The 18136-nt window shown below is 69.0% G+C and carries 18 protein-coding genes; 13 read left to right on the top strand and 5 right to left on the bottom strand.

Features of this window, described 5'->3' with window-relative positions:
- The first annotated feature begins 83 nt into the window (after nt 1-83).
- From ACFXHA_RS13730 to ACFXHA_RS13720, 3 genes are all read left to right on the top strand, one after another.
- Nucleotides 84-2852 (top strand): BTAD domain-containing putative transcriptional regulator, encoded by a 2769-nt coding sequence (locus ACFXHA_RS13730; protein ID WP_379356327.1) that lies wholly within the window; start codon nt 84-86, stop codon nt 2850-2852.
- 89 nt (nt 2853-2941) lie between these two features.
- Nucleotides 2942-4156, top strand: coding sequence for an FAD-dependent monooxygenase (locus ACFXHA_RS13725; RefSeq protein WP_379356325.1), 1215 nt, complete (start codon nt 2942-2944; stop codon nt 4154-4156).
- Between the two features lie 135 nt (nt 4157-4291).
- Nucleotides 4292-4864 carry a methyltransferase family protein gene (locus tag ACFXHA_RS13720; protein ID WP_379356323.1) on the top strand — a complete coding sequence of 191 codons (573 nt, stop codon included), beginning with the start codon at nt 4292-4294 and terminating at the stop codon, nt 4862-4864.
- Between the two features lies 1 nt (nt 4865).
- Here ACFXHA_RS13720 and ACFXHA_RS13715 read toward each other — a convergent pair whose 3' ends face one another.
- Nucleotides 4866-5708 carry a hypothetical protein gene (locus tag ACFXHA_RS13715; protein WP_379356321.1) on the bottom strand — a complete coding sequence of 281 codons (843 nt, stop codon included), beginning with the start codon at nt 5706-5708 and terminating at the stop codon, nt 4866-4868.
- Nucleotides 5709-5827: 119 nt separating this feature from the next.
- Between ACFXHA_RS13715 and ACFXHA_RS13710 the strand changes: the two genes are divergently transcribed.
- From ACFXHA_RS13710 to ACFXHA_RS13700, 3 genes are read left to right on the top strand one after another with little or no spacing between them, the layout of a single operon-like run.
- Complete coding sequence (locus ACFXHA_RS13710) at nt 5828-7216, top strand: purine-cytosine permease family protein (RefSeq protein WP_379356319.1); 1389 nt, start codon at nt 5828-5830, stop codon at nt 7214-7216.
- Between the two features lie 5 nt (nt 7217-7221).
- Nucleotides 7222-7671, top strand: coding sequence for a nucleoside deaminase (locus ACFXHA_RS13705; protein ID WP_379356317.1), 450 nt, complete (start codon nt 7222-7224; stop codon nt 7669-7671).
- A 13-nt stretch (nt 7672-7684) separates the two neighbouring features.
- On the top strand, nt 7685-8644 hold the full coding sequence (locus tag ACFXHA_RS13700; protein ID WP_379356315.1) for an isopenicillin N synthase family dioxygenase: 960 nt from the start codon (nt 7685-7687) through the stop codon (nt 8642-8644).
- A gap of 104 nt (nt 8645-8748) precedes the next feature.
- Here the strand turns inward: ACFXHA_RS13700 and ACFXHA_RS13695 are convergent, their stop codons facing one another.
- Nucleotides 8749-9990, bottom strand: a complete 1242-nt coding sequence (locus tag ACFXHA_RS13695) for an MFS transporter (protein ID WP_379356313.1) — start codon at nt 9988-9990, stop codon at nt 8749-8751.
- Between the two features lie 111 nt (nt 9991-10101).
- Between ACFXHA_RS13695 and ACFXHA_RS13690 the strand changes: the two genes are divergently transcribed.
- Nucleotides 10102-10428, top strand: coding sequence for an ArsR/SmtB family transcription factor (locus ACFXHA_RS13690; protein WP_379356311.1), 327 nt, complete (start codon nt 10102-10104; stop codon nt 10426-10428).
- A 180-nt stretch (nt 10429-10608) separates the two neighbouring features.
- Nucleotides 10609-11286 (top strand): NADPH-dependent F420 reductase, encoded by a 678-nt coding sequence (locus ACFXHA_RS13685; protein ID WP_379356309.1) that lies wholly within the window; start codon nt 10609-10611, stop codon nt 11284-11286.
- Between the two features lie 91 nt (nt 11287-11377).
- On the opposite strand, the gene ACFXHA_RS13680 is transcribed toward ACFXHA_RS13685, so the two are convergent.
- Both ACFXHA_RS13680 and ACFXHA_RS13675 read right to left on the bottom strand, forming a co-directional pair.
- Nucleotides 11378-11740, bottom strand: coding sequence for a DUF4189 domain-containing protein (locus tag ACFXHA_RS13680; protein ID WP_379356307.1), 363 nt, complete (start codon nt 11738-11740; stop codon nt 11378-11380).
- A 147-nt stretch (nt 11741-11887) separates the two neighbouring features.
- Nucleotides 11888-12379, bottom strand: a complete 492-nt coding sequence (locus tag ACFXHA_RS13675; protein ID WP_379356305.1) for a nuclear transport factor 2 family protein — start codon at nt 12377-12379, stop codon at nt 11888-11890.
- Nucleotides 12380-12436: 57 nt separating this feature from the next.
- Here ACFXHA_RS13675 and ACFXHA_RS13670 point away from each other — a divergent pair, with 57 nt between their 5' ends.
- Nucleotides 12437-13504: a dihydrodipicolinate reductase gene (locus tag ACFXHA_RS13670; RefSeq protein ID WP_379356303.1), complete on the top strand. Its 1068-nt coding sequence runs from the start codon at nt 12437-12439 to the stop codon at nt 13502-13504.
- A 40-nt stretch (nt 13505-13544) separates the two neighbouring features.
- On the top strand, nt 13545-14033 hold the full coding sequence (locus ACFXHA_RS13665; protein ID WP_379356301.1) for a carboxymuconolactone decarboxylase family protein: 489 nt from the start codon (nt 13545-13547) through the stop codon (nt 14031-14033).
- A gap of 31 nt (nt 14034-14064) precedes the next feature.
- On the opposite strand, the gene ACFXHA_RS13660 is transcribed toward ACFXHA_RS13665, so the two are convergent.
- Nucleotides 14065-15363 (bottom strand): alkaline phosphatase family protein, encoded by a 1299-nt coding sequence (locus ACFXHA_RS13660; RefSeq protein WP_379356299.1) that lies wholly within the window; start codon nt 15361-15363, stop codon nt 14065-14067.
- A 75-nt stretch (nt 15364-15438) separates the two neighbouring features.
- Between ACFXHA_RS13660 and ACFXHA_RS13655 the strand changes: the two genes are divergently transcribed.
- The 3 genes from ACFXHA_RS13655 (at nt 15439) to ACFXHA_RS13645 (ending at nt 18113) form a co-directional block, all read left to right on the top strand.
- Nucleotides 15439-16122 (top strand): PadR family transcriptional regulator, encoded by a 684-nt coding sequence (locus tag ACFXHA_RS13655; protein WP_379356297.1) that lies wholly within the window; start codon nt 15439-15441, stop codon nt 16120-16122.
- A gap of 156 nt (nt 16123-16278) precedes the next feature.
- On the top strand, nt 16279-17301 hold the full coding sequence (locus ACFXHA_RS13650) for an ABC transporter ATP-binding protein (RefSeq protein WP_379356295.1): 1023 nt from the start codon (nt 16279-16281) through the stop codon (nt 17299-17301).
- The gene (locus ACFXHA_RS13645) at nt 17298-18113 is read left to right on the top strand and encodes an ABC transporter permease (protein WP_379356293.1); all 816 of its coding nucleotides are present in this window, start codon (nt 17298-17300) and stop codon (nt 18111-18113) included. The genes ACFXHA_RS13650 and ACFXHA_RS13645 overlap by 4 nt, the downstream gene beginning before the upstream one ends.
- Nucleotides 18114-18136 lie beyond the last annotated feature (23 nt).

Raw genomic sequence — 18136 nt, 5'->3', positions numbered from 1 at the left:
CTGGCGGGGTGGAGTTCGGGGTGTTGGGGCCTGTTGAGGTTCGGCGGGCGGATGGGAGTCCGTTTCCGGTCGGTGGGCCGCAGGTGCGGGCCCTGTTGGCGGCGTTGGCATTGGACGCGAGCCGGGTGGTCGGGCGGGAGCGGCTGATCGACGAGTTGTACGGGGAGGACGCGCCGGGGGATGCGGGGCACGCGTTGCAGTCGCAGGTCTCGCGGTTGCGGCGGGCGTTGCGGAACGCGGGCGCGGACGGGGAGTTCGTCGAATCTGGCGGTGCGGGATATCGATTGGCGGTCGCGGCGGAGTCGGTGGACGCGCTGCGGTTCGCGCGACTGGCCGAGCTCGGCCGGAAGTCGTTGCGGGAGGGGGATCCCGCCGCGGCGGTGACATTGCTGGAAGAGGCGCTCGGGCTCTGGCGGGGTCCGGCGCTGGCGGATGTGCGGGATGCGCCGTTCGCCGAGGAAGCGGCGGCGCGGCTGGCCGAGGCGCGCTCGGCCGTCGAAGAGGATCGGGCCGAAGCCGCTCTGGCGGTGGGGGAGCCGGAATCGGTGCTGGCGGCCTTGACGGAATTGGTTGCGGCGCAGCCACTTCGGGAACGGGCGCGGGCGCTGCTCATGCGCGGGCTGTACGCGGCGGGGCGGCAGGCCGAGGCGCTGGAATGCTTCGAGGAGGGGCGGCGGCTGCTCGCCGATGAGCTGGGGGCCGATCCCTCCGCCGAGTTGATGGAAGCCCATCTGGCGATCCTGCGTGCGGATGAGGTTGCGGGAGCATCGAATCGGCGGCTGCCGACCCCACTCACCAGCTTCGTGGGTCGTGCGGACGAGTTGGCGCGGCTGGTCCCGCTGATCGCGCAATCCCGGCTCGTCACGCTGATCGGACCGGGCGGCACCGGCAAGACCCGGCTCTCGCTCGCCGCCGGCGGCCGGGTTCGCACCGACGTGTGCTTCGTCGAATTGGCCGCGCTGCTGGACGATACGCAGGTGGTCTCGGCTGTCGCGGCCGCCCTCGGCGGCCGTGAGCCATCCGAGCGCGGTCCACGCGACCCCGAATCTCAGCTGATCGCGATGCTGGCCGACCGCCCGATGCTGCTGATTCTCGACAACTGCGAGCACGTCGTGCTCGGCATCGCACGTCTTGCCCACCGGCTTCTCACCGCTTGCCCCGGGCTGCGGATTCTCGCCACCAGTCGGGAAGCGCTGCGCGTCACCGGCGAAACGCTGTTCCCGGTCCCGCAACTACCCACCGCCCCCACGGATTCGACCCTGGCCGAACAGCTCTCGGCCCCCGCGATCCGGCTGTTCGCCGACCGTGCCGCCGCCGTCCGCCCCGGCTTCGCCGTCGACGCGGGCACCATCGCGGTGGTCGCGCGCATCTGCGCCCGCCTCGACGGTCTGCCGCTCGCCATCGAACTCGCCGCTGCCCGCCTGCGCACCCTCGACCTCCCCGAGATCGACGCCCGCCTGTCGGACCGTTTCCGCCTGCTGGCGCGCGGCGACCGCACCGCCCAACCCCGCCACCAAACTCTCCAAGCCGTGGTCGCGTGGAGTTGGGACCTCCTCGACCCCGCCGAACAGCGACTGGCCCAGCACTTCTCGGTCTTCGCCGGTGGTGCGACAGCGGCCGCCGCCCGGTACGTCTGCGGCCCGGACGGCCGCCACGCTGAGGATGGCAATGGCGCTCTGGACGATATCGACGACCTCCTCGCAGATCTCGCCGACAAGTCCCTGCTCGACGTCACCGGCGGCCGCTACCGCATGCTCGAGACCATCCGCGAATTCGCCCGCACCCGCGCCCTGGAGTCCGGCGACCATGCCGAAACCCAACGCGCCCACGCCGAATACTTCACCGCCCTCGCCGAATCCTCGGACCCCCTGCTGCGCACCGCAACTCAACTCGACCACCTGCACCTCCTCACCGCCGACTACGACAACCTCCAATCCGCCCTGCACTGGTCCGCCACCGCCGACCCCCACCTGGCGGCCCGCCTGATCGCCGCCCAAGCCTGGTACTGGTGGCTCACCGGCCGCCCCGGCGACGCCTCGGCCCTCGCCAGCCACGTACTGCCGCAACTGGACCCGGCGGTTGCCGCCGCCATGGTGGGGAGAGGGGGCGACCCGGAGCGGTATGCCCTGTGTGTCGCCGTGGCGGCGCGCGGGCGGAGCGACCTCGTCGCGGAGGCCGAGCGCGCGGCAGCGGGGATCGTTGCGCTGAAATCCCCACTGCGGCAGCCACATCTGGTGCTGCTGCTGGCCATGGCAGGCGGCATGCTGCCCGGCGAGCCCGCGGATCTGCGCCGCCTGTTCGGCCCTGATGCCTGGTCGCAGGCGTTCCTCCGGATGGGCGACGGCATGGGGCTGCTCATGTCCGGCCACGCCGAGGAATCCGAGCCCGAGTTCACCGCCGCCTTGGCGGGTTTCCGCGCTATCGGGGACCGGTGGGCCATCGCGGCCACCTTGGACAAACTGGCCGCCGTCACCGAGCAGCGCGGTGACCACACCACCTCCCTGGCCCTCATAGACGAGGCCGTAGCGGTGAACGCCGAATTAGGTTGGGCCGCAGATATGGCCGACCTACTGACTCGCCGCGGCGACATCCTCCTCGGGGCTGAGGGCCGAGATACTGAGGCGGCGCGCGCGGACTATCAGCGGGCGGCCGACCTGGCACGATCCACCGGTGCGATCGACATGTACGCCGGTGCGTTGCGTGGGCTGGGTGATGTCGCGCGGGCCGAGGATCCGGCAGCAGCGCGTCGCTATTACGCCGCCGTCCTGGAGATCCCGGCTGCGGGCTCACCCAATGTTCTCGAGGCGCACGAGCGCGCACACGCCGGGCTCGCACTGCTGGGAAACGCCTGAACCCGGCGATATCGCAGGTCTGGGCCTCGGTGAGGGGTGGTGAGGGGACGGTGAGGGTTTGGTGAGGGCCTCCGGCGAAGGTTTGTGTCATGACCAGCACACAGCAGTTTGCCAACAAGACCGTCCTCATCTCCGGCGCCAGCGTCGCCGGCCCGGCTCTCGCCTTCTGGCTGCGGGAGTACGGCTTCACCGTCACCGTCGTCGAGCAGGCTCCGGCCCTGCGCGAGGGTGGCTACAAGGTCGATATCCGGGGTGTGGCAATGGAAGTCATCGACCGGATGGGCCTGAGCGACGAGGTCCGCAAGGCCTCCACCGATATGCGCGGCGGTTCCTGGGTGGACGAGTCGGGTAAGGCCGTCGCCACCCTCGGCCCGGACCTGATCGGCATGCGTTCGCCCGGTGACGACGAGGTGCTGCGCGGCGATCTGGCGCGGATCCTGTTCGACGCCACCAAGTTCGGTGTCGACTACCGTTTCGGTGACGCGATCACCGAGCTCATCGAGCACGCCGACGGCGTCGAGGTCCACTTCCGCCATGCCGCGCCCCAGGTGTTCGATCTGGTGATCGGCGCGGACGGCATGCATTCCACGGTGCGCCGCAGCGTATTCGGCGCGGAGGAGCAGTTCGCCCGCCACACGGGGATGGCCGCCTGCGTCATCTCGGTGCCCAACAGCCTGCACCTCGATCACTGGGAGCTCATCCACGCGGCCCCCGGCAAGGTGGCGCAGGTGTACAGCACGCACCGTTCGGCGGCCAAGGCGCAGTTCATCTTCCCGGCCCCCGAGCAGTTGCCCGACCGCCGCGATACGGCCGCGCAGCAGCGTCTGGTCGCCGACGCCTACGCCGAGAGCGGCTGGGTGGTCCCCGATCTGCTGGCCGCCATGCCGGAGTCGCCGGACTTCTATTTCGACACCGTCAGCCAGATCCACCTCGAGCACTGGTCCTCGGGCCGCGTCGCGCTGGTCGGTGACGCCGCCTACTGCCCGTCTCCGCTCTCGGGTCAGGGCACCAGCATGGCGCTGGTCGGCGCGTACGTGCTGGCGGGCGAGTTGCGTGCCGCCGCGGGCGATCACCGGGTCGCCTTCCCCGCCTACCAGGAGCGCATGCGTGACTACGTCCACGAGAACCTCACCCTGGGCTGGAACAATGCCACCCAGATGGTCGCCGGTGACGCCAAGGCGCTGAAGATGCAGCTGACCATGATGCGCATGCTGCGCTGGATGCCGTGGAAGGGCCTGGCGCTGCGCCCCATCATCAAGCCGATCGAGAAGGCCGCCAACGCCATTCGACTTCAGACGTACTGAGTGCTCCCCGAGCTCGGCCCCGGGGTTGACCCGGGGCGGCGGGTTCTCATTCTCCGGGTGGATCCCGGATGTGCGCCCGTGCCGTTGGATGGAAATCTCAACGAATCGGACAGTAGAGCGGGAAGGACGGCCGACGTGACTATCGCCGTGTACACCACCTGGGTGTGGCTGGCATTCGAGATCGCCCTGCGCGTGCGGGATCGAGTGCGCGGCACCGGCTCGACCGCGGGCGACGGCGGCACCAGGCTCGCCATCATGCTGCTGGTAGCGGCCGCCATGACGGTGGCCAGCTTCACCGGAATCTTCCTCCCGGCCGACAGCCCCCTACGCTTCCCCGGCCCCGTGGTCCCCTGGCAGGTCGCCGGTATCGCGCTCATGTGGGCCGGTCTGGTGATTCGCGTCTGGGCAATCACGGTCCTGGGCAAGCACTTCCGCACCACCGTCGAGGTAGACGCCGACCAGCCCGTCATCAGCAACGGCCCCTACCACTGGATCCGCCACCCCTCCTACACGGGCGTCCTGATGATCACCATCGGCTTCGGCATAGCCTCCGCCAACTACCCCTCCCTCCTCCTGACCACGATCATCCCGACCTACGCCTTCCTCCGCCGCATCCGCCTCGAGGAACAAACCCTCCTCGAAACCCTCGGCACCCCCTACGAGACCTACCGCCACACCACCAAACGCCTGGTCCCCGGCCTCTACTGAGTCAGGCGGGGTCGGCGCCCATGGGGTTGGGGTAGGGGACTTCGCCGGCGCGGACTACGGCGCGGGCGGCGGGGGTGAGGACGGCGAGGGTTTCGACCATGCCGGGGAGGTCGCGGTAGGCGGTCATGGCGAGGGCATCGGTGCGGGATTCGATGTGGTCGCGCAGGGCGCGGCCGGATTCGGTGACGCCGTTGCTGTCGAGGAGGTCGCGGTGGGTGAGGCGGTCGCGGGCGGCCTGCCAGTCGGTGTCGCTCCAGCCGCGGTTGTCGCGCCAGAGCTGTTCGGGGGTGCCGGTCGAGGCGGAGAACAGGACGTGCGCTTCGCAGCCGTCGATGCCCTCCGAGAGCAGGCATGCCACGTGCCCGTCACCGCGATGCTCGCGCAGGGTGGTGGCGGCCTGCCAGAGTGCGTGCACGGAATCGCCGGGGGTGGGCAGGTCGCGGTTGGCGGCGAAGAGCGGGCGGCCCGACGCGGGCGCGGCGTCGATGGCCGCGCGCAGGTGCGGGACGGCTCGCGCGGCGACGGTCGCGATATCGGGCACCACGGTGCGCAGTACCGCGGCGGCCGCGATGGTGCGGGTCGCGATGACCGCGTCGGGTGTGGCGAACCCCCAGGCGTCGGGAATCGCGCGCCGGATCATCGCCGGGTGGAAGTTGTAGAAGGTGGCCTCCACCACCGACGGCCCCACCGCCCCCAGCGGGGCCGAGCGCGCCGCGAAGTAGCCCATCCAATATCCGCGCAGGCCAACGGCTTTGTTGGCGGCCGTACAGTCGGCGGCGAAGTAGGTGACGGCGTGCAGCGGTTCCAGCACCCGCCACATGTCGCGAGCGAACGCATTGTCCATGCACCCCACCCTAGCCGCTGAGTTCAGCGAACTGAAGCCAGATCCGGTTCGCGCACTTGGTATCCAGTGGTAACGCGGTTTGATGTCCCGGCAACATTCCGGACCCCACAATTCCTCCCATGACCGAGACGCACACCCGGTCGGCCTACGGGGATCGCGTGATCGCCGTCGAGCCCGGCGGCGACGACTACATTCCGGAGGACGCCCGCCACGGGACTCCGCGAAAACTGTTCTGGACGTGGATGTCTCCGAACATGGAGTTCGCGACCGTCTTCGTCGGCGTGCTCGCCGTCACCGCCTACGGCATGAACTTCTGGCAGGCGACGCTCGGTCTGGCCGTCGGCACCGCGATCGGCGCGGTCGCGCACTATCTGCTCTCCGCGCGTGGCCCGTTGCACGGGGTCCCGCAAATGGTGTTGGGGCGCTTGGCCTTCGGCTATCGCGGCAATGCGCTGCCCGCGGCGTTCATGTCGGTGATGTGCGGGGTCGGCTGGTTCGCCACCAACTCGGTCAGCGGCGCGTTCGCATTGAACTCCCTGACCGGCATGCCGAAACTGACCGCCCTGCTGGTGATCGTGGTGGTGCAGACCGCGTTCGCGTTCTTCGGCCACAACCTGGTGCAGGCGGTGGAGCGCATCGCCTTCCCGCTGCTGGCGATCGTGTTCGCCATCGTCACCGTGGTGATCTTCAGTAAGGCGCAGCTGGGCGCGCCCGCACCCGCGGGCGGCGTGGGCGGGATGGGCGGATTCCTGCTGACCGTCGGCACCGCGTTCGGCTACGCCGCGGGCTGGAATCCTTACGCTGCGGACTACTCCCGCTATCTGCCCGCCTCCGCCTCCCGCCTGGCGACCGGCGGTTACGCCTCGGCCGGACTGTTCCTGTCCTGCTTCTGGCTGACCGTAGTCGGCGCGGCCTCGGCGACGGTGACCGGCACCGCGCAGGGCAGCCCCACCGACGTGTTCACCGCGAATCTGCCCACGCCGCTGAAGGATCTGACCCTGCTGGCCATCGCGGTCGGCGCGGTGGCCGCCAACGCGCTCAATGTGTATTCCGGCGCGATGGCATTCGTGACCATGGGCTTCAAATTCTCGGTCGGCACCCAGCGCGCCATGGTGTCGGCGGCCTTCGGGGTGCTCGGATTCCTGGTCGCCTGGTGGGCGCTGCCGGACGCGGCGGCCAGTTACGAGGGCTTCCTGCTCATCGTCGCGTACTGGATCGGCCCGTGGCTGGGCGTGGTGTTCGCCGACGAGTACCTGCGCCGCGGGCAGCGCGTCGACCACCTGCTCTACGATCGCACGCACACCAATTGGGGCGGGCTGGCGGCCTTCGTGTTCGGCCTGGTGGTGTCGGTCGTGCTGTTCTCCAACCAGGAGAAGTTCGTCGGCCCGGTCGCCAAGGCGCTGCCGCAATTGGGTGACATCACCTTCTTCGTCGGCTTCCTGCTCGCGGGCGCGGGCTATCTGCTGCTCAACCGCTCCCGGATTTCCAAGCAGGCGGTGGCAGCATGATCGGCATGATCAATGCACAGGATCTGCTGGTCGCCGCCTACGACGAGGCGCAACTGGGACTCCGCGAGGGCGGCATCCCTATCGGTGCGGCCCTGTTCGACAGCGACGGAAACCTGCTGGGCCGCGGCCACAATCGCCGGGTCCAGAACGACGACCCCAGCGTGCACGCCGAGACCGACGCCTTCCGCAATGCCGGCCGCCGCCGCGACTACCGCGACACCATCATGGTCACCACGCTGTCCCCGTGCTGGTACTGCAGCGGCCTGGTCCGCCAGTTCGGCATCGGCGCGGTCATCGTCGGCGAATCCCGCACCTTCACCGGCGGCCACGATTGGCTTGCCGCGCACGGTGTTTCGATCACCGTCCTCGACGATCCGGCCTGCGTCGACATGATGACCCGCTTCATCGCGGAGCGACCGGAGCTGTGGAACGAGGACATCGGGGTGGCGGAGTGAGCGGAGTGGCGCAATGAACGCGATCGCGACCGTCGATTTGAACGAGTGGCGCGCAGGCGGGGCCTCCGCCGCCCGGGTGCTGCGCGAGGTGGACGCCGGCATGCAGCGGGCCGGCTTCCTGCTGGTGCGCGGACACGGTGTGCCGGAAGGACTTCCGGCCGACCTGCGCGCGGCGGCCCGCCGGTTCTTCGCGCTGCCGCCGGAAGTGAAGCAGCACTACGCGGTCTCCGTCGGCGGGCGCGGCTGGATCGGTCCCGGCCTGGAGGCCAACGGCTACGCCGAGGGCACGCCGACCCCACCCGATCTCAAGGAGACCTTCGCGATCGGCGCGGACACCCGCACCGGCGACGCCCTGGTCGACGACGTGTGGTTCCTCGACAACGTGTGGCCCGCCGAGGTGAGCGAACTGCGCGAGCTGTTCCTCGCCTACACCGCGGCCATGCGCACCCTCTCCGACGAACTACTGGCCCTCTTCGCCGCCGCACTCGACCTGCCGCACAACCCTTTCCAGGATCTGGCGAGCCGCCCCACCTGGACCTGCAATATCAACCACTACCCGCCGCTGACCGAAGTCGGCCCGCCCGAACCCGGCCAGTTCCGCATCGGCCCGCACACCGATTTCGGCACCGTCACCGTCTTGGACCGCGAACCCGGCGCGGGCGGCCTGCAGGTCTACACCGACGACGGCGGCTGGGCCGACGCCCCCCACGACCCGACCGCCCTCACCGTGAACATCGGTGACCTGCTGCAACATTGGAGCGGCCACCGCTGGCCCGCCGGCCGCCACCGCGTCCTCCCACCCCAGCCCACCGCCCCCGACGAAGACCTGATCTCCCTCATCTACTTCTACGAACTCGACCACGACGCCCAGGTGACACCCCTCGAGCCACCCATAGGCCGCATCCCCGGCCTACCCCCGGTCATCTCGGCAGACTTCCTCCGAACCCGCCTCGACGCCATCACCCTCGGCTGAGGTCCACCCGGCCGAATCCCCTTCGGCCACAAACTTTCCGGCGAGTTCCCACGGCCGTCGCAGGACGGCGGCCGTGGGGGCGATCCCGGCCACAGTCCGCACTGTCAAGCGGTCGCCGCGCTAGGTGTAGCTGCTGTGCCCGTGGCTGCGGTTGGGGAGATCGGCGGAGCGTCGGTCGGCGGAGCCGCAGCAGTGACATCCTTCCGCTGCGCCGATCCGCGCAGGCTGAGGGCGAGTAGCGCGAGAGCGCCCGCCACCAGGATCAGGCCGATCCAGCCGAGTGAGCTTGCGCCCCACCACTGCAGGCCGAGGCCGCCTGCCGCACCGCCCAGGGCGATGCCGAAGTACTGGGCGGAGGCGTTCAGGCCGAGGAGCAGCGGCGAACCCTGGGGTGCGAGTTCGACCAGCCGATGTTGTTGTGCCACAGCCCAGATCCAGCCGGGGATGCCGAAGGCGACACACCAGACGATCGCGGTGGCGAAGTGCTGACCCGAGACGTGGATCAAGGCCACCACTACGCCGGCGCCGATCAGTGTGAGCGGCATGATTCGCCGTGAGCCCAGCCGGTCGACCAAGCGTCCGCCGAGCGTGCTGCCCACTACGGCAGTGAGGCCGTATATCCACAGTAGGAGAGTGAATCGCCCGGTGCTGCCGCCGGTCGCGGGATGCATGGCCGTGGCGAGGTAGGTGTAGACGGTGAACATGCCGCCGAACAGCAGTACCGCGTGCAGCAGACCGGTCGCAATCGTCTTGTCGCGCAAGGGCAGCAGACGCTCCCGCAGCCGCGCGGGCGCGGGCAGGTGCACGGCTGGGATGATCGCTGCCACACTGGCCAGCGCGAGCGCGCCGAGCGCCGCGACCAGCCACAGGGTGGCCCGCCAGCTGAACGCGCCGCCGATCCAGGTGCCGATCGGCACCCCCAGCGCGGTGGCCACGGTGAGCCCGCCGATCACCACCGAGATCGCGCGCCCGCGTCGTTCGGGCGGGCTGAGCGCGGCCGCGACGGCCGTCGCGTTCGGCGTGTACATGGATGCGCCCGCCGCCGCGATCACCCGCGTGGCCAGCACCAGCGCGAAGCTTCCGGCCAGTGCGGTCGCCACGTTGCCGAGGACGAACAGCGATAACGCGATGAGCAGCACCCGTTTTCGGGACAGTCCCGCGGTGGCGGTCGCGAGAATCGGCGACAGCACCGCGTAGGAGAGTGCGAAGACGGTGACCAGTTGCCCGGCCGCCGAGGTCGACACACCCAGATCGTTCGACACCGGAGCGACCAGTCCGGCGGTGACGAATGCGTCGATGCCGATGGCAAATGTGCCCAGTGCCAACGTGATAAGTCGTGAATTCACCCGAAACTCCTCGTGCTGGGTGAGCGGGAATCCGCATTAGTTGGATGCTCGTCATACTATGAAGACGGTTCGATAGATGTCAAACAATCCAACAGTTGCTAGGGTGGCGCCATGCGGTACCTGCCCCAACCCGCCACCGGCGACATCGACTTCGTCGCCGTCATGCACGCCCTCTCCGACCAGGTGCGCCTCCGTCTGCTCGCATCCCTGGCCGACGACGCCGAGCACGCCTGCGCCGCCGCGGCCGCGGGCATCGACGTCCACAAATCCACCATGTCCCACCACTTCCGCGTCCTCCGCGACTCCGGCCTCATCACCACCCGCCAGGACGGCCGCAACCGCTTCGTCAGCCTCCGCCGCGCCGACCTCGACGGCCGCTTCCCCGGGGTACTCAATGCCGCGCTGACCGCGGCGGCGGCCCTACCACCGGAGGAATGACGTTCAACCGCCGCGCGCTCCAAAGCCCGCGCCTCTGCGGCCCGCACTCGACCCGAACCTGAAGGGCGCTCGGCCGACCGCAGTGAGCGTGCCGGTGGACGAAGCGCGCGCAGATGCCGAGCGGCGGGTGGGCCGATCGTTGCGGGAACAAGGCCGGAGCGCGCCGTGTTGGCTGCGGGCATGACGACACTTGGATTGATCGGGAGTGGGAATATCGGCGGCACCGTGGCCCGGCTGGCCGTGGCCGCGGGGATCGATGTGGTGCTGAGCAATTCACGCGGGCCGGAGACGCTGGCCGAACTGGTGTCGGAGCTGGGGGAGCGGGCGCGGGCCGCGACGCCCGCCGAGGCGGCCGCCGCGGGCGACATCGTGGTGGTCACGGTTCCGCTGAAGGCGTATCAGCAGGTCCCCGTGGAACCGCTGGTAGGCAAGGTGGTCATCGACACCAACAACTACTCGCCCGGCCGCGACGGCGAATTCGCCGACCTGGCGGCGGGCACCGCCACGAGTTCCGAACTGCTGCAACGCCATCTGCCGCGTTCACGAGTAGTGAAGGCGTTCAACAACATCCTGTTCCGCCACCTGGGCGAACTGGCTCGCCCGGCGGGCGCACCCGACCGCACCGCCCTCCCGATCGCGGGCGACGATGCGGAAGCGAAAGCCGCAGCGGCGCAATTGATCAGCGCTCTCGGCTACGACACCCTCGACATCGGCACCCTCGCCGACAGCTGGCGCACCCAGCCCGGCACCCCCGTCTACGGCACGCCCTACGCCACCGCCGAACCCTTCTGGGAGCACCCGGCCACCCCCGCTCCCGCCGACGTGGTCCGCAAAGCCGTCGAGGCCGCCGAACGCTGAGCGGGCGTGCCGATGCGCGGCGGAAAGTGATTGCGGCGGAAGTAATTCGGGCCGGGCGGCGGTGTCAGGGTCCGTCGCCCGGCCGGCGGCGTCAGTCGTTGCAGATGGCGGCGCGCACGATGACCGAGTCGCCGTACCATTCGGCGTTCTGCTCGGCCGCGGCGGGCGTATCGCCGAAGCCGCCGGTGTACTTGTTCATCGAGTTGGAGAAGGCGGCCGCGCCGCACTTCGGGAACGTGGTGATGACGGAGCAGCTGGCCACGCCGCACTTGTCGATGGCCGCCTGGTTGGCCTGGTCCTCGGTGTCGTAGTTCCAGCCCCAGCCCAGATCGCCGTTGTCGGACACCGCGATCGCGCCCCAGGCGCCGCTCGCGGCTTGCGCCGGGGCGGTGGGCAGCATGATGGCGGCGGTGGTGAGGGCGATTCCGGACAGGGCCAGCAGGGTCTTGCGCATGTGCTTCCTAGCGTTGCTCGAATCGGTGCCCGCACCCGGCGGGGCGGGGTGCGGGCACCCGTGTGTCACAGCCATGATCGACTGTCGCACTCATGATCGGCAGGTTTCGGGCACGCGTTAACCATGCGGCGGCGCAGCGGTTTCCGATCAGCCGTGTGCTTCGGCCGAGTCGGGTGCCCAGAGATTGGCGGTGAGCGTGAAGCTGGGCAGGTCCTTGGTGGACGTCGTGTACTCGTAGAGCCGCTGGTAACCGGTGGTGGCGATGCGCCACACGCCGTCCTCGCGCCGGTAGGTGTCGTGGTAGTACGCGGCGCCGCGGATCAGTATCCCGTAGTCGGCGGCGATGATGGTGTCCTCCAGACACCAACTGCCACTGGCGGTGTCGCCGTCGACGGTGATCTCGGGATGGTTGGCGACGTGCACGCTGATGATGTTCTTGCCGTCGAGCGCATTGCGCATGAAGTCGACGATCGCATCGCGGCCACGGAATTCGGCGGGCAGCCCGCCGGAGGGGGAGCCGTACTTGCCGACGATGTCCTCGCACATGGTGTCGCCGTAGTCGTCCCACTGCTTGAGGTCCAGGCTCCGCAGGTAGCGGTGCTTGAGTTGGCGAATCGCCTCGAGTGCTTCGAAATCCATACCGCAATGTAGCCGAATCGGACATCAACCTACCAAGCATTTGCTACGTTCAGTTTCATGATTTCCACCCTGGTCTGGGGCACGGGCAATGTCGGCCGTGCCGCCATCCGGGCCGTCGCCGCCCATCCCGGACTGGCACTGACCGGCGTCCTGGTCCACAACCCCGACAAGGTCGGCCGTGACGCCGGCGAATTGGCCGGGCTGGACACCGAATTGGGAATCGCGGCCACCGACGACATCGAGTCCGCCCTGGCCGCGGGCCCGCGAGCCGTGGTGTACGCCGCCTCCGGCGACATCCGTCCCGACGACGCCCTCGCCGACATCGAACGTGCCCTGCGCACCGGAGCCGTGGTGGTCACCCCCGCGCTCTACGCCCTCTACGACCACCGCAGCGCCCCCGCGGAACTGCGCGACCGGGTCGCGAAGGCCACCGTCGACGGCGGTGGCGCGCTGTTCGTGTCCGGCATCGATCCCGGCTGGGGCAACGACATCCTGCCGCTGCTGATGAGCGGCCTCGGCAGCACCGTGGATGTGCTGCGCTGCCAGGAGATCTTCGACTACACCACCTACGACCAGCCCGACTCGGTGCGCTACCTGGTCGGTATGGGCCAGCCCCTGGACTATCAGCCTCCGATGCTCGCGCCCACCATCCCGACCATGGTGTGGGGCGGCCAGATTCGCATGATCGCCCGCGGACTCGGCGTGCCGCTCACCGACATTCGTGAGGTCGTGGAACGCCGGGCACTCGACGACACCGTCGAGACCCAGCTGATGGGCAAGTTCGAGGCGGGCACCCAGGGCGCGGTCCGCTTCGAGGTACAGGGCATCGTCGACGGCAGCCCGCGCATCATCATCGAACACGTCACCCGTATCCACGCGAGCTGCGCACCGGATTGGCCGCAGCCACCCAGCGGTGCGGGCGCGCACCGCGTCCTCATCGAGGGCCGTCCACGCATCGAGATCACCGTCCAGGCCACCGATGAGGACGGCAATCACTCGGCGGGCGGAAACGCCACGGCCGTGGGCAGATTGGTGAACGCCATCCCCTGGCTGGCCGACGCGGAACCAGGCCTCTACGACGCCCTCGATGTCCCGTTGCCCTTCGGCACGCTCGGAAGGCAGTGACCACTCTCGGGCAGCAATCAACACTGCAAAGGAACCCGGCATGATCATCGACATTCCCGAGGGCAAGGACCCGATCGGCTACGTGTGGGGCGAAATGGTCCCCGGCATCGGCGTGGCCGCCTCCAACTTCTCCCTCGCCGTCTACTCCCATTCCACCCTGGGCCTGCGCGAATTCGAGGCCGCGCGACTGCGCATCGCCCAGATCAACGGCTGCCTGTTCTGCCTGGACTGGCGCACCGACCGCGGTGGCGAGAAGGTCGAGGAGTCCTTCGCCGACGACGTCACCGACTGGCGCACCACCACGAATTTCGACGACCGCACCCGCATGGCCGCCGAATACGCCGAGGTCTACGCGCTGGACCACCACGCCCTCGACGACGAGTTCTTCGCCCGCATGAAGAAGCTCTACACCGATGCCGAGATCGTGGAACTGTCCATGTGCCTGGGCTCTTGGCTCGCCTTCGGCCGCCTGAATCACGTGCTCGGCCTGGACGCGGTCTGCGTGCTGCCCGGCCACACCACGCAGTAGTCGCGACGGCGGCGTGGAAGTGGCTGTGGGATCAGAACTTCCAGCCCGCCGCCTCGGCCACCTTGCGCAGGCTGGTCCACTGCTCGAAGTCGGCCACTACCGACGGCGTGCAGCGCGGTGAGGTGACGCCCGGCACCTCCCATTGCGGCGCATCGAGATTCGGCGTGCTGGTGAAGTCCAGCACCTCGGCGAGATTGCGGGCGGCCGCGTCACGCGGCGTCAATGACGGTAGCCCCCAACGCCATTCGATGGCCTTCAACACCGACGCGTGGTCGTACACCTCGCTCGCCACGTGCTTGCGCCGCGCCAGCGGTGAGATCACCAGGCACGGCACCCGGAATCCGCGCAGCCCCCACGCGGGATTGGCGTCCGGCGCGGTCTGCGGCGGCACATGGTCGAAGAACCCACCCCACTCGTCGTAGTTGATGATCAGCATCGTGCGCGACCAGGCCGGGCTCTTGGTGACCGCCTGATACACCTGATTCAGGAACGCTTGTCCCGCACGGATATCCCCGTGCGGGTGATCGTCGGCCGAGGTGCCGGTGGATTCGTCGAGGAACTTCGGATCCACGAAGGAGACCGGCGGCAGCGTCCCGGCCGCGCAATCGGCCAGGAAGGTCGAGAACAGGTGGCTGATGGACACGTACTTGGTGCCCCACGCCGCCAGGAACGGCACGTCGTGAAAGTAGTAGCGGCCCTGGATTCCCGCCGCCGCCAAGCGATCCCAGATGGTCGGCAGGGTGGACACGGTCATGGAGTTGTGAATGCGGTCCGTCTGCGCCGCATGCTGGTAGCAGCGGTTGGGGAAGGTCTCGGCCATGATCGCGGAGAAGTAGTTGTCGCACACCGTCCAGGCCGGTGCGGCCTTGGCATAGAAGTCGAGATCGCCGGGCTGGTAATAGCCGATGGGGAATTCGTCGTTCTGCCCGGCGCGCAGCCAGCCGTCGCACTTGCCGTCGTTGAACGCGGTGCGGCCGCCGTCGAAGGAATGATCGGGGTCGTTGTACTGGCAGCCCTGGGTGGTGGCCAGATGGAAGGTCTTGCGTGCCTTGCCGTTGCGGTCGGTGAAGGTCAGCCCCGACTGCTTGCCGTTCGCGCCGGGCAGCCAGCCCAGGTAGTGGTCGAAGGAGCGGTTCTCCATCATCACCACGATGATGTGGTCGATCCCGGAGTCGGCGGCCGCCGGTAGCGCGGCGTCGGCGGTGGTCGCCGGGGCCGGCGAGCCCGAATCCTTGCATCCGGCCGCGCCGAGGGCCGTGCCGACTGCGAGCGCGCCCGCCCCGGCGAGGACGGTTCGGCGGTTGGTGGTCTTGCGGCGAGAAGCTGGCACGCCTTGTTTATCGCACAGCGAGGAGTACTCTGTTCAGAGTAGCCAATACTCTGGACAGAGTAATAGGAGGTGCGTGTGGCCGGGAAGCGGGCATTTCGCCGGGTCAATCCCTTGACGCTGGCCGTCCTCGCGCAGCTCTGGGAACGCCCGATGCACCCGTACCAGATCTCGCAGACCCTCAAGCAGCGCGGCAAGGACGGCAGCGTGCGCATCAACTACGGCGCGCTCTACCCCGTCGTCGAATCACTGCAGGCGCAGGGCTTCATCGAGGTGGTCGGGGAGGAGCAGGACGGCAACCGGCCCGCCCGCACCGTCTACCGGATCACCGAATCCGGAGCCGCGGAACTGCGAGATTGGTTGCGCGCCTGGATCTCCGAGCCGGAGAAGGAATACCCGCGGTTCATGGCCGCCCTGTCCTTCCTGCCGGTCCTGGGCCCCGAGGAGGCGGCCGCGGTGCTGCGTCGCCGAGTCGCGGTGCTGGACAAGCGGATCACCGAGATCCGCGACATCGAAGAGTCCGTGGCCTCCTGGCTGCCCGAGGTCCTGCTGATCGAGAGCAACTACGAGGTCCGCCTGCTGCGCGCCGATCGGGACTTCACCGCGGAGGTCGCCGAGCGCATCGAATCCGGCGTACTGGGCGGCCTCGACGGCTGGCGCGCCATGACCAAGCTGGCCGCGCAGCACCCGCCCGGGCAGATTCCGCAGAACGTCGCCGACCTTTTCCTGGAGGAGTGGGGGATGCCGAAACCACCGAGCTAACCGCCTGAAGACAACGGTGGCCCGGGTGCGCCAACACCCGAGCCTCCGCCGGATCCGAACGACCGACGGCGAACCATCGGATGCTCGAACTGCATTCATCAGCATATCCACTGGTTTCCGTGGTCGTTCCCCGTACCTGACACGAGGAACACAACCATGTCCATCACCCCCTTGCCCTCGGCTGCGGTCGAGGTGCACAACCTGGTCAAGACCTATCCCGGCGGCCGCCGCAAGCCCGATGTGCGGGCCCTGGACGGCCTCAGCTTCAGCATCGCCGCGGGCACCGTCTACGGCATGCTCGGCCCCAACGGCGCGGGCAAATCCACCACCACCAAGATCTGCACCACCCTCTCGCGCGCCGACTCCGGCACCGCGCGAGTGGCCGGATTCGATGTCACCACCGATGCCGCGGCCATCCGGCATCGCATCGGCTATGTCTCCCAAGGCTCCGGCGCGGACCCGCGTCAGACACCCTTCGAGAACCTGGTCATGGCCGCGCGCCTGCACGGCCTGTCCCGCCACGACGCCGTGCTGCGTGCCGACCGGCTGCTGGATCAGTTCCAGCTCGGCGACGCGCGAAAGCGTAAGGTGGCCAAGCTCTCCGGCGGTATGCGGCGCAAGCTCGACGTTGCCGTCGGGCTGGTGCACACCCCGTCGGTGCTGTTCCTGGACGAGCCGACCACCGGCCTGGACCCGCAGGCGCGCGCCGAGATGTGGTCGGAGATCCGGCGATTGGCGACCGAGGCGGCGCTCACCGTCGTGCTCACCACCCACTATCTGGAGGAGGCCGACGAACTCGCCGACCGGCTGGTCATCATCGACCACGGGCGCGCGGTCATCGAAGGCACACCGGCGCAGCTGAAGTCGACGCTGGACGGCGACACCCTCACCGTCGAGCTCATCGATCCGGATGTGGCGGCCGTGCGCGCGGTCGGGGAATCCATCGCGTCCCTGCGTGACATCGTCATCGAGCAGGACGGCCCCGTCGGCAAACTCATCGCCCGCACCGACGATCCGTCCGGCGTGATCGGCCGGGTCCTGTCCGAATTCGACGCCGCCGCCATCGGTTTCGGTGCGGTGTCGATCTCCCGGCCCTCCCTCGATGACGTGTACCTGCACTATGCGGGCCGTTCCTACCGGGCCGACAACCACCGCGAGACCGCGGAGGTGGCGGCATGACCGCGATCGCCTACGACCTGCCCCGCGAAACCCCCACGGCCGGTTGGGCGGTGGCGGCAGGCCAGATCTTCCGGCGCTGGATGGTCAACACCCTGCGCGAATCCTGGGGTGTTTTCGCGGCGCTGCTGCAGCCCATCGTCTGGATCCTGTTGTTCGGCCAGGTGTTCAAGTCCGTCGGCGACATCCCCGGCTTCGGGGCCGCCAACTACATCACCTTCCTGGCTCCCGGCGTCCTGATGATGACCGTCCTGTACTCCGGGGTCTGGGCGGGCACCGGCTACATCGAGGACATCGACAACGGCGTCATGAATCAGCTGCTGACCGCGCCGGTTTCGCGCAGCGCGGTGGTGGCGGGGCAACTCGGCGTTCAGCTCACCATCGGCCTGGTGCAGTCGGCGCTGGTGCTGCTCATCGGATTCGCCGGTGGCGCACGCTATCCCGGCGGCGTGGTCGGGATGTTGCTCGCGCTGGCGGCGGCGACCCTGCTGGCGGCGATCTTCTGCGCGGGCTCGGTCGCTCTGGCCTTGATCACACGCAGTCAGATCGCCCTGATCGGCATGTCCCAGTTGATCATCCTGCCCTTGACGTTCCTGTCCTCGGGCATGATGGCCACCGCGCTGATGCCCGGCTGGGTGCAGTCGATCTCGAAGTTCAACCCGGTCACCTGGGCGGTCGACATCGGCCGCACCGGCCTGGCGGGCACCGCGGACGCCGGGTTCGTCGCCGCGCATCTCGGTTACCTGACGGCCCTGGCCGCCCTCGCGTTCGCCTGGGCGCTGTCGGCCTTCCGCACCTATCAGCGGACCCAGTAACCGCGCAAAAGTCCGGCCCGGGT

Origin of the sequence: Nocardia sp. NPDC059240, from assembly GCF_042753865.1 — a bacterium.
GTDB lineage: Bacteria > Actinomycetota > Actinomycetes > Mycobacteriales > Mycobacteriaceae > Nocardia.
Note: the sequence above shows the minus strand (reverse complement) of the source record. Positions and strands in the feature narration are given on the sequence as shown.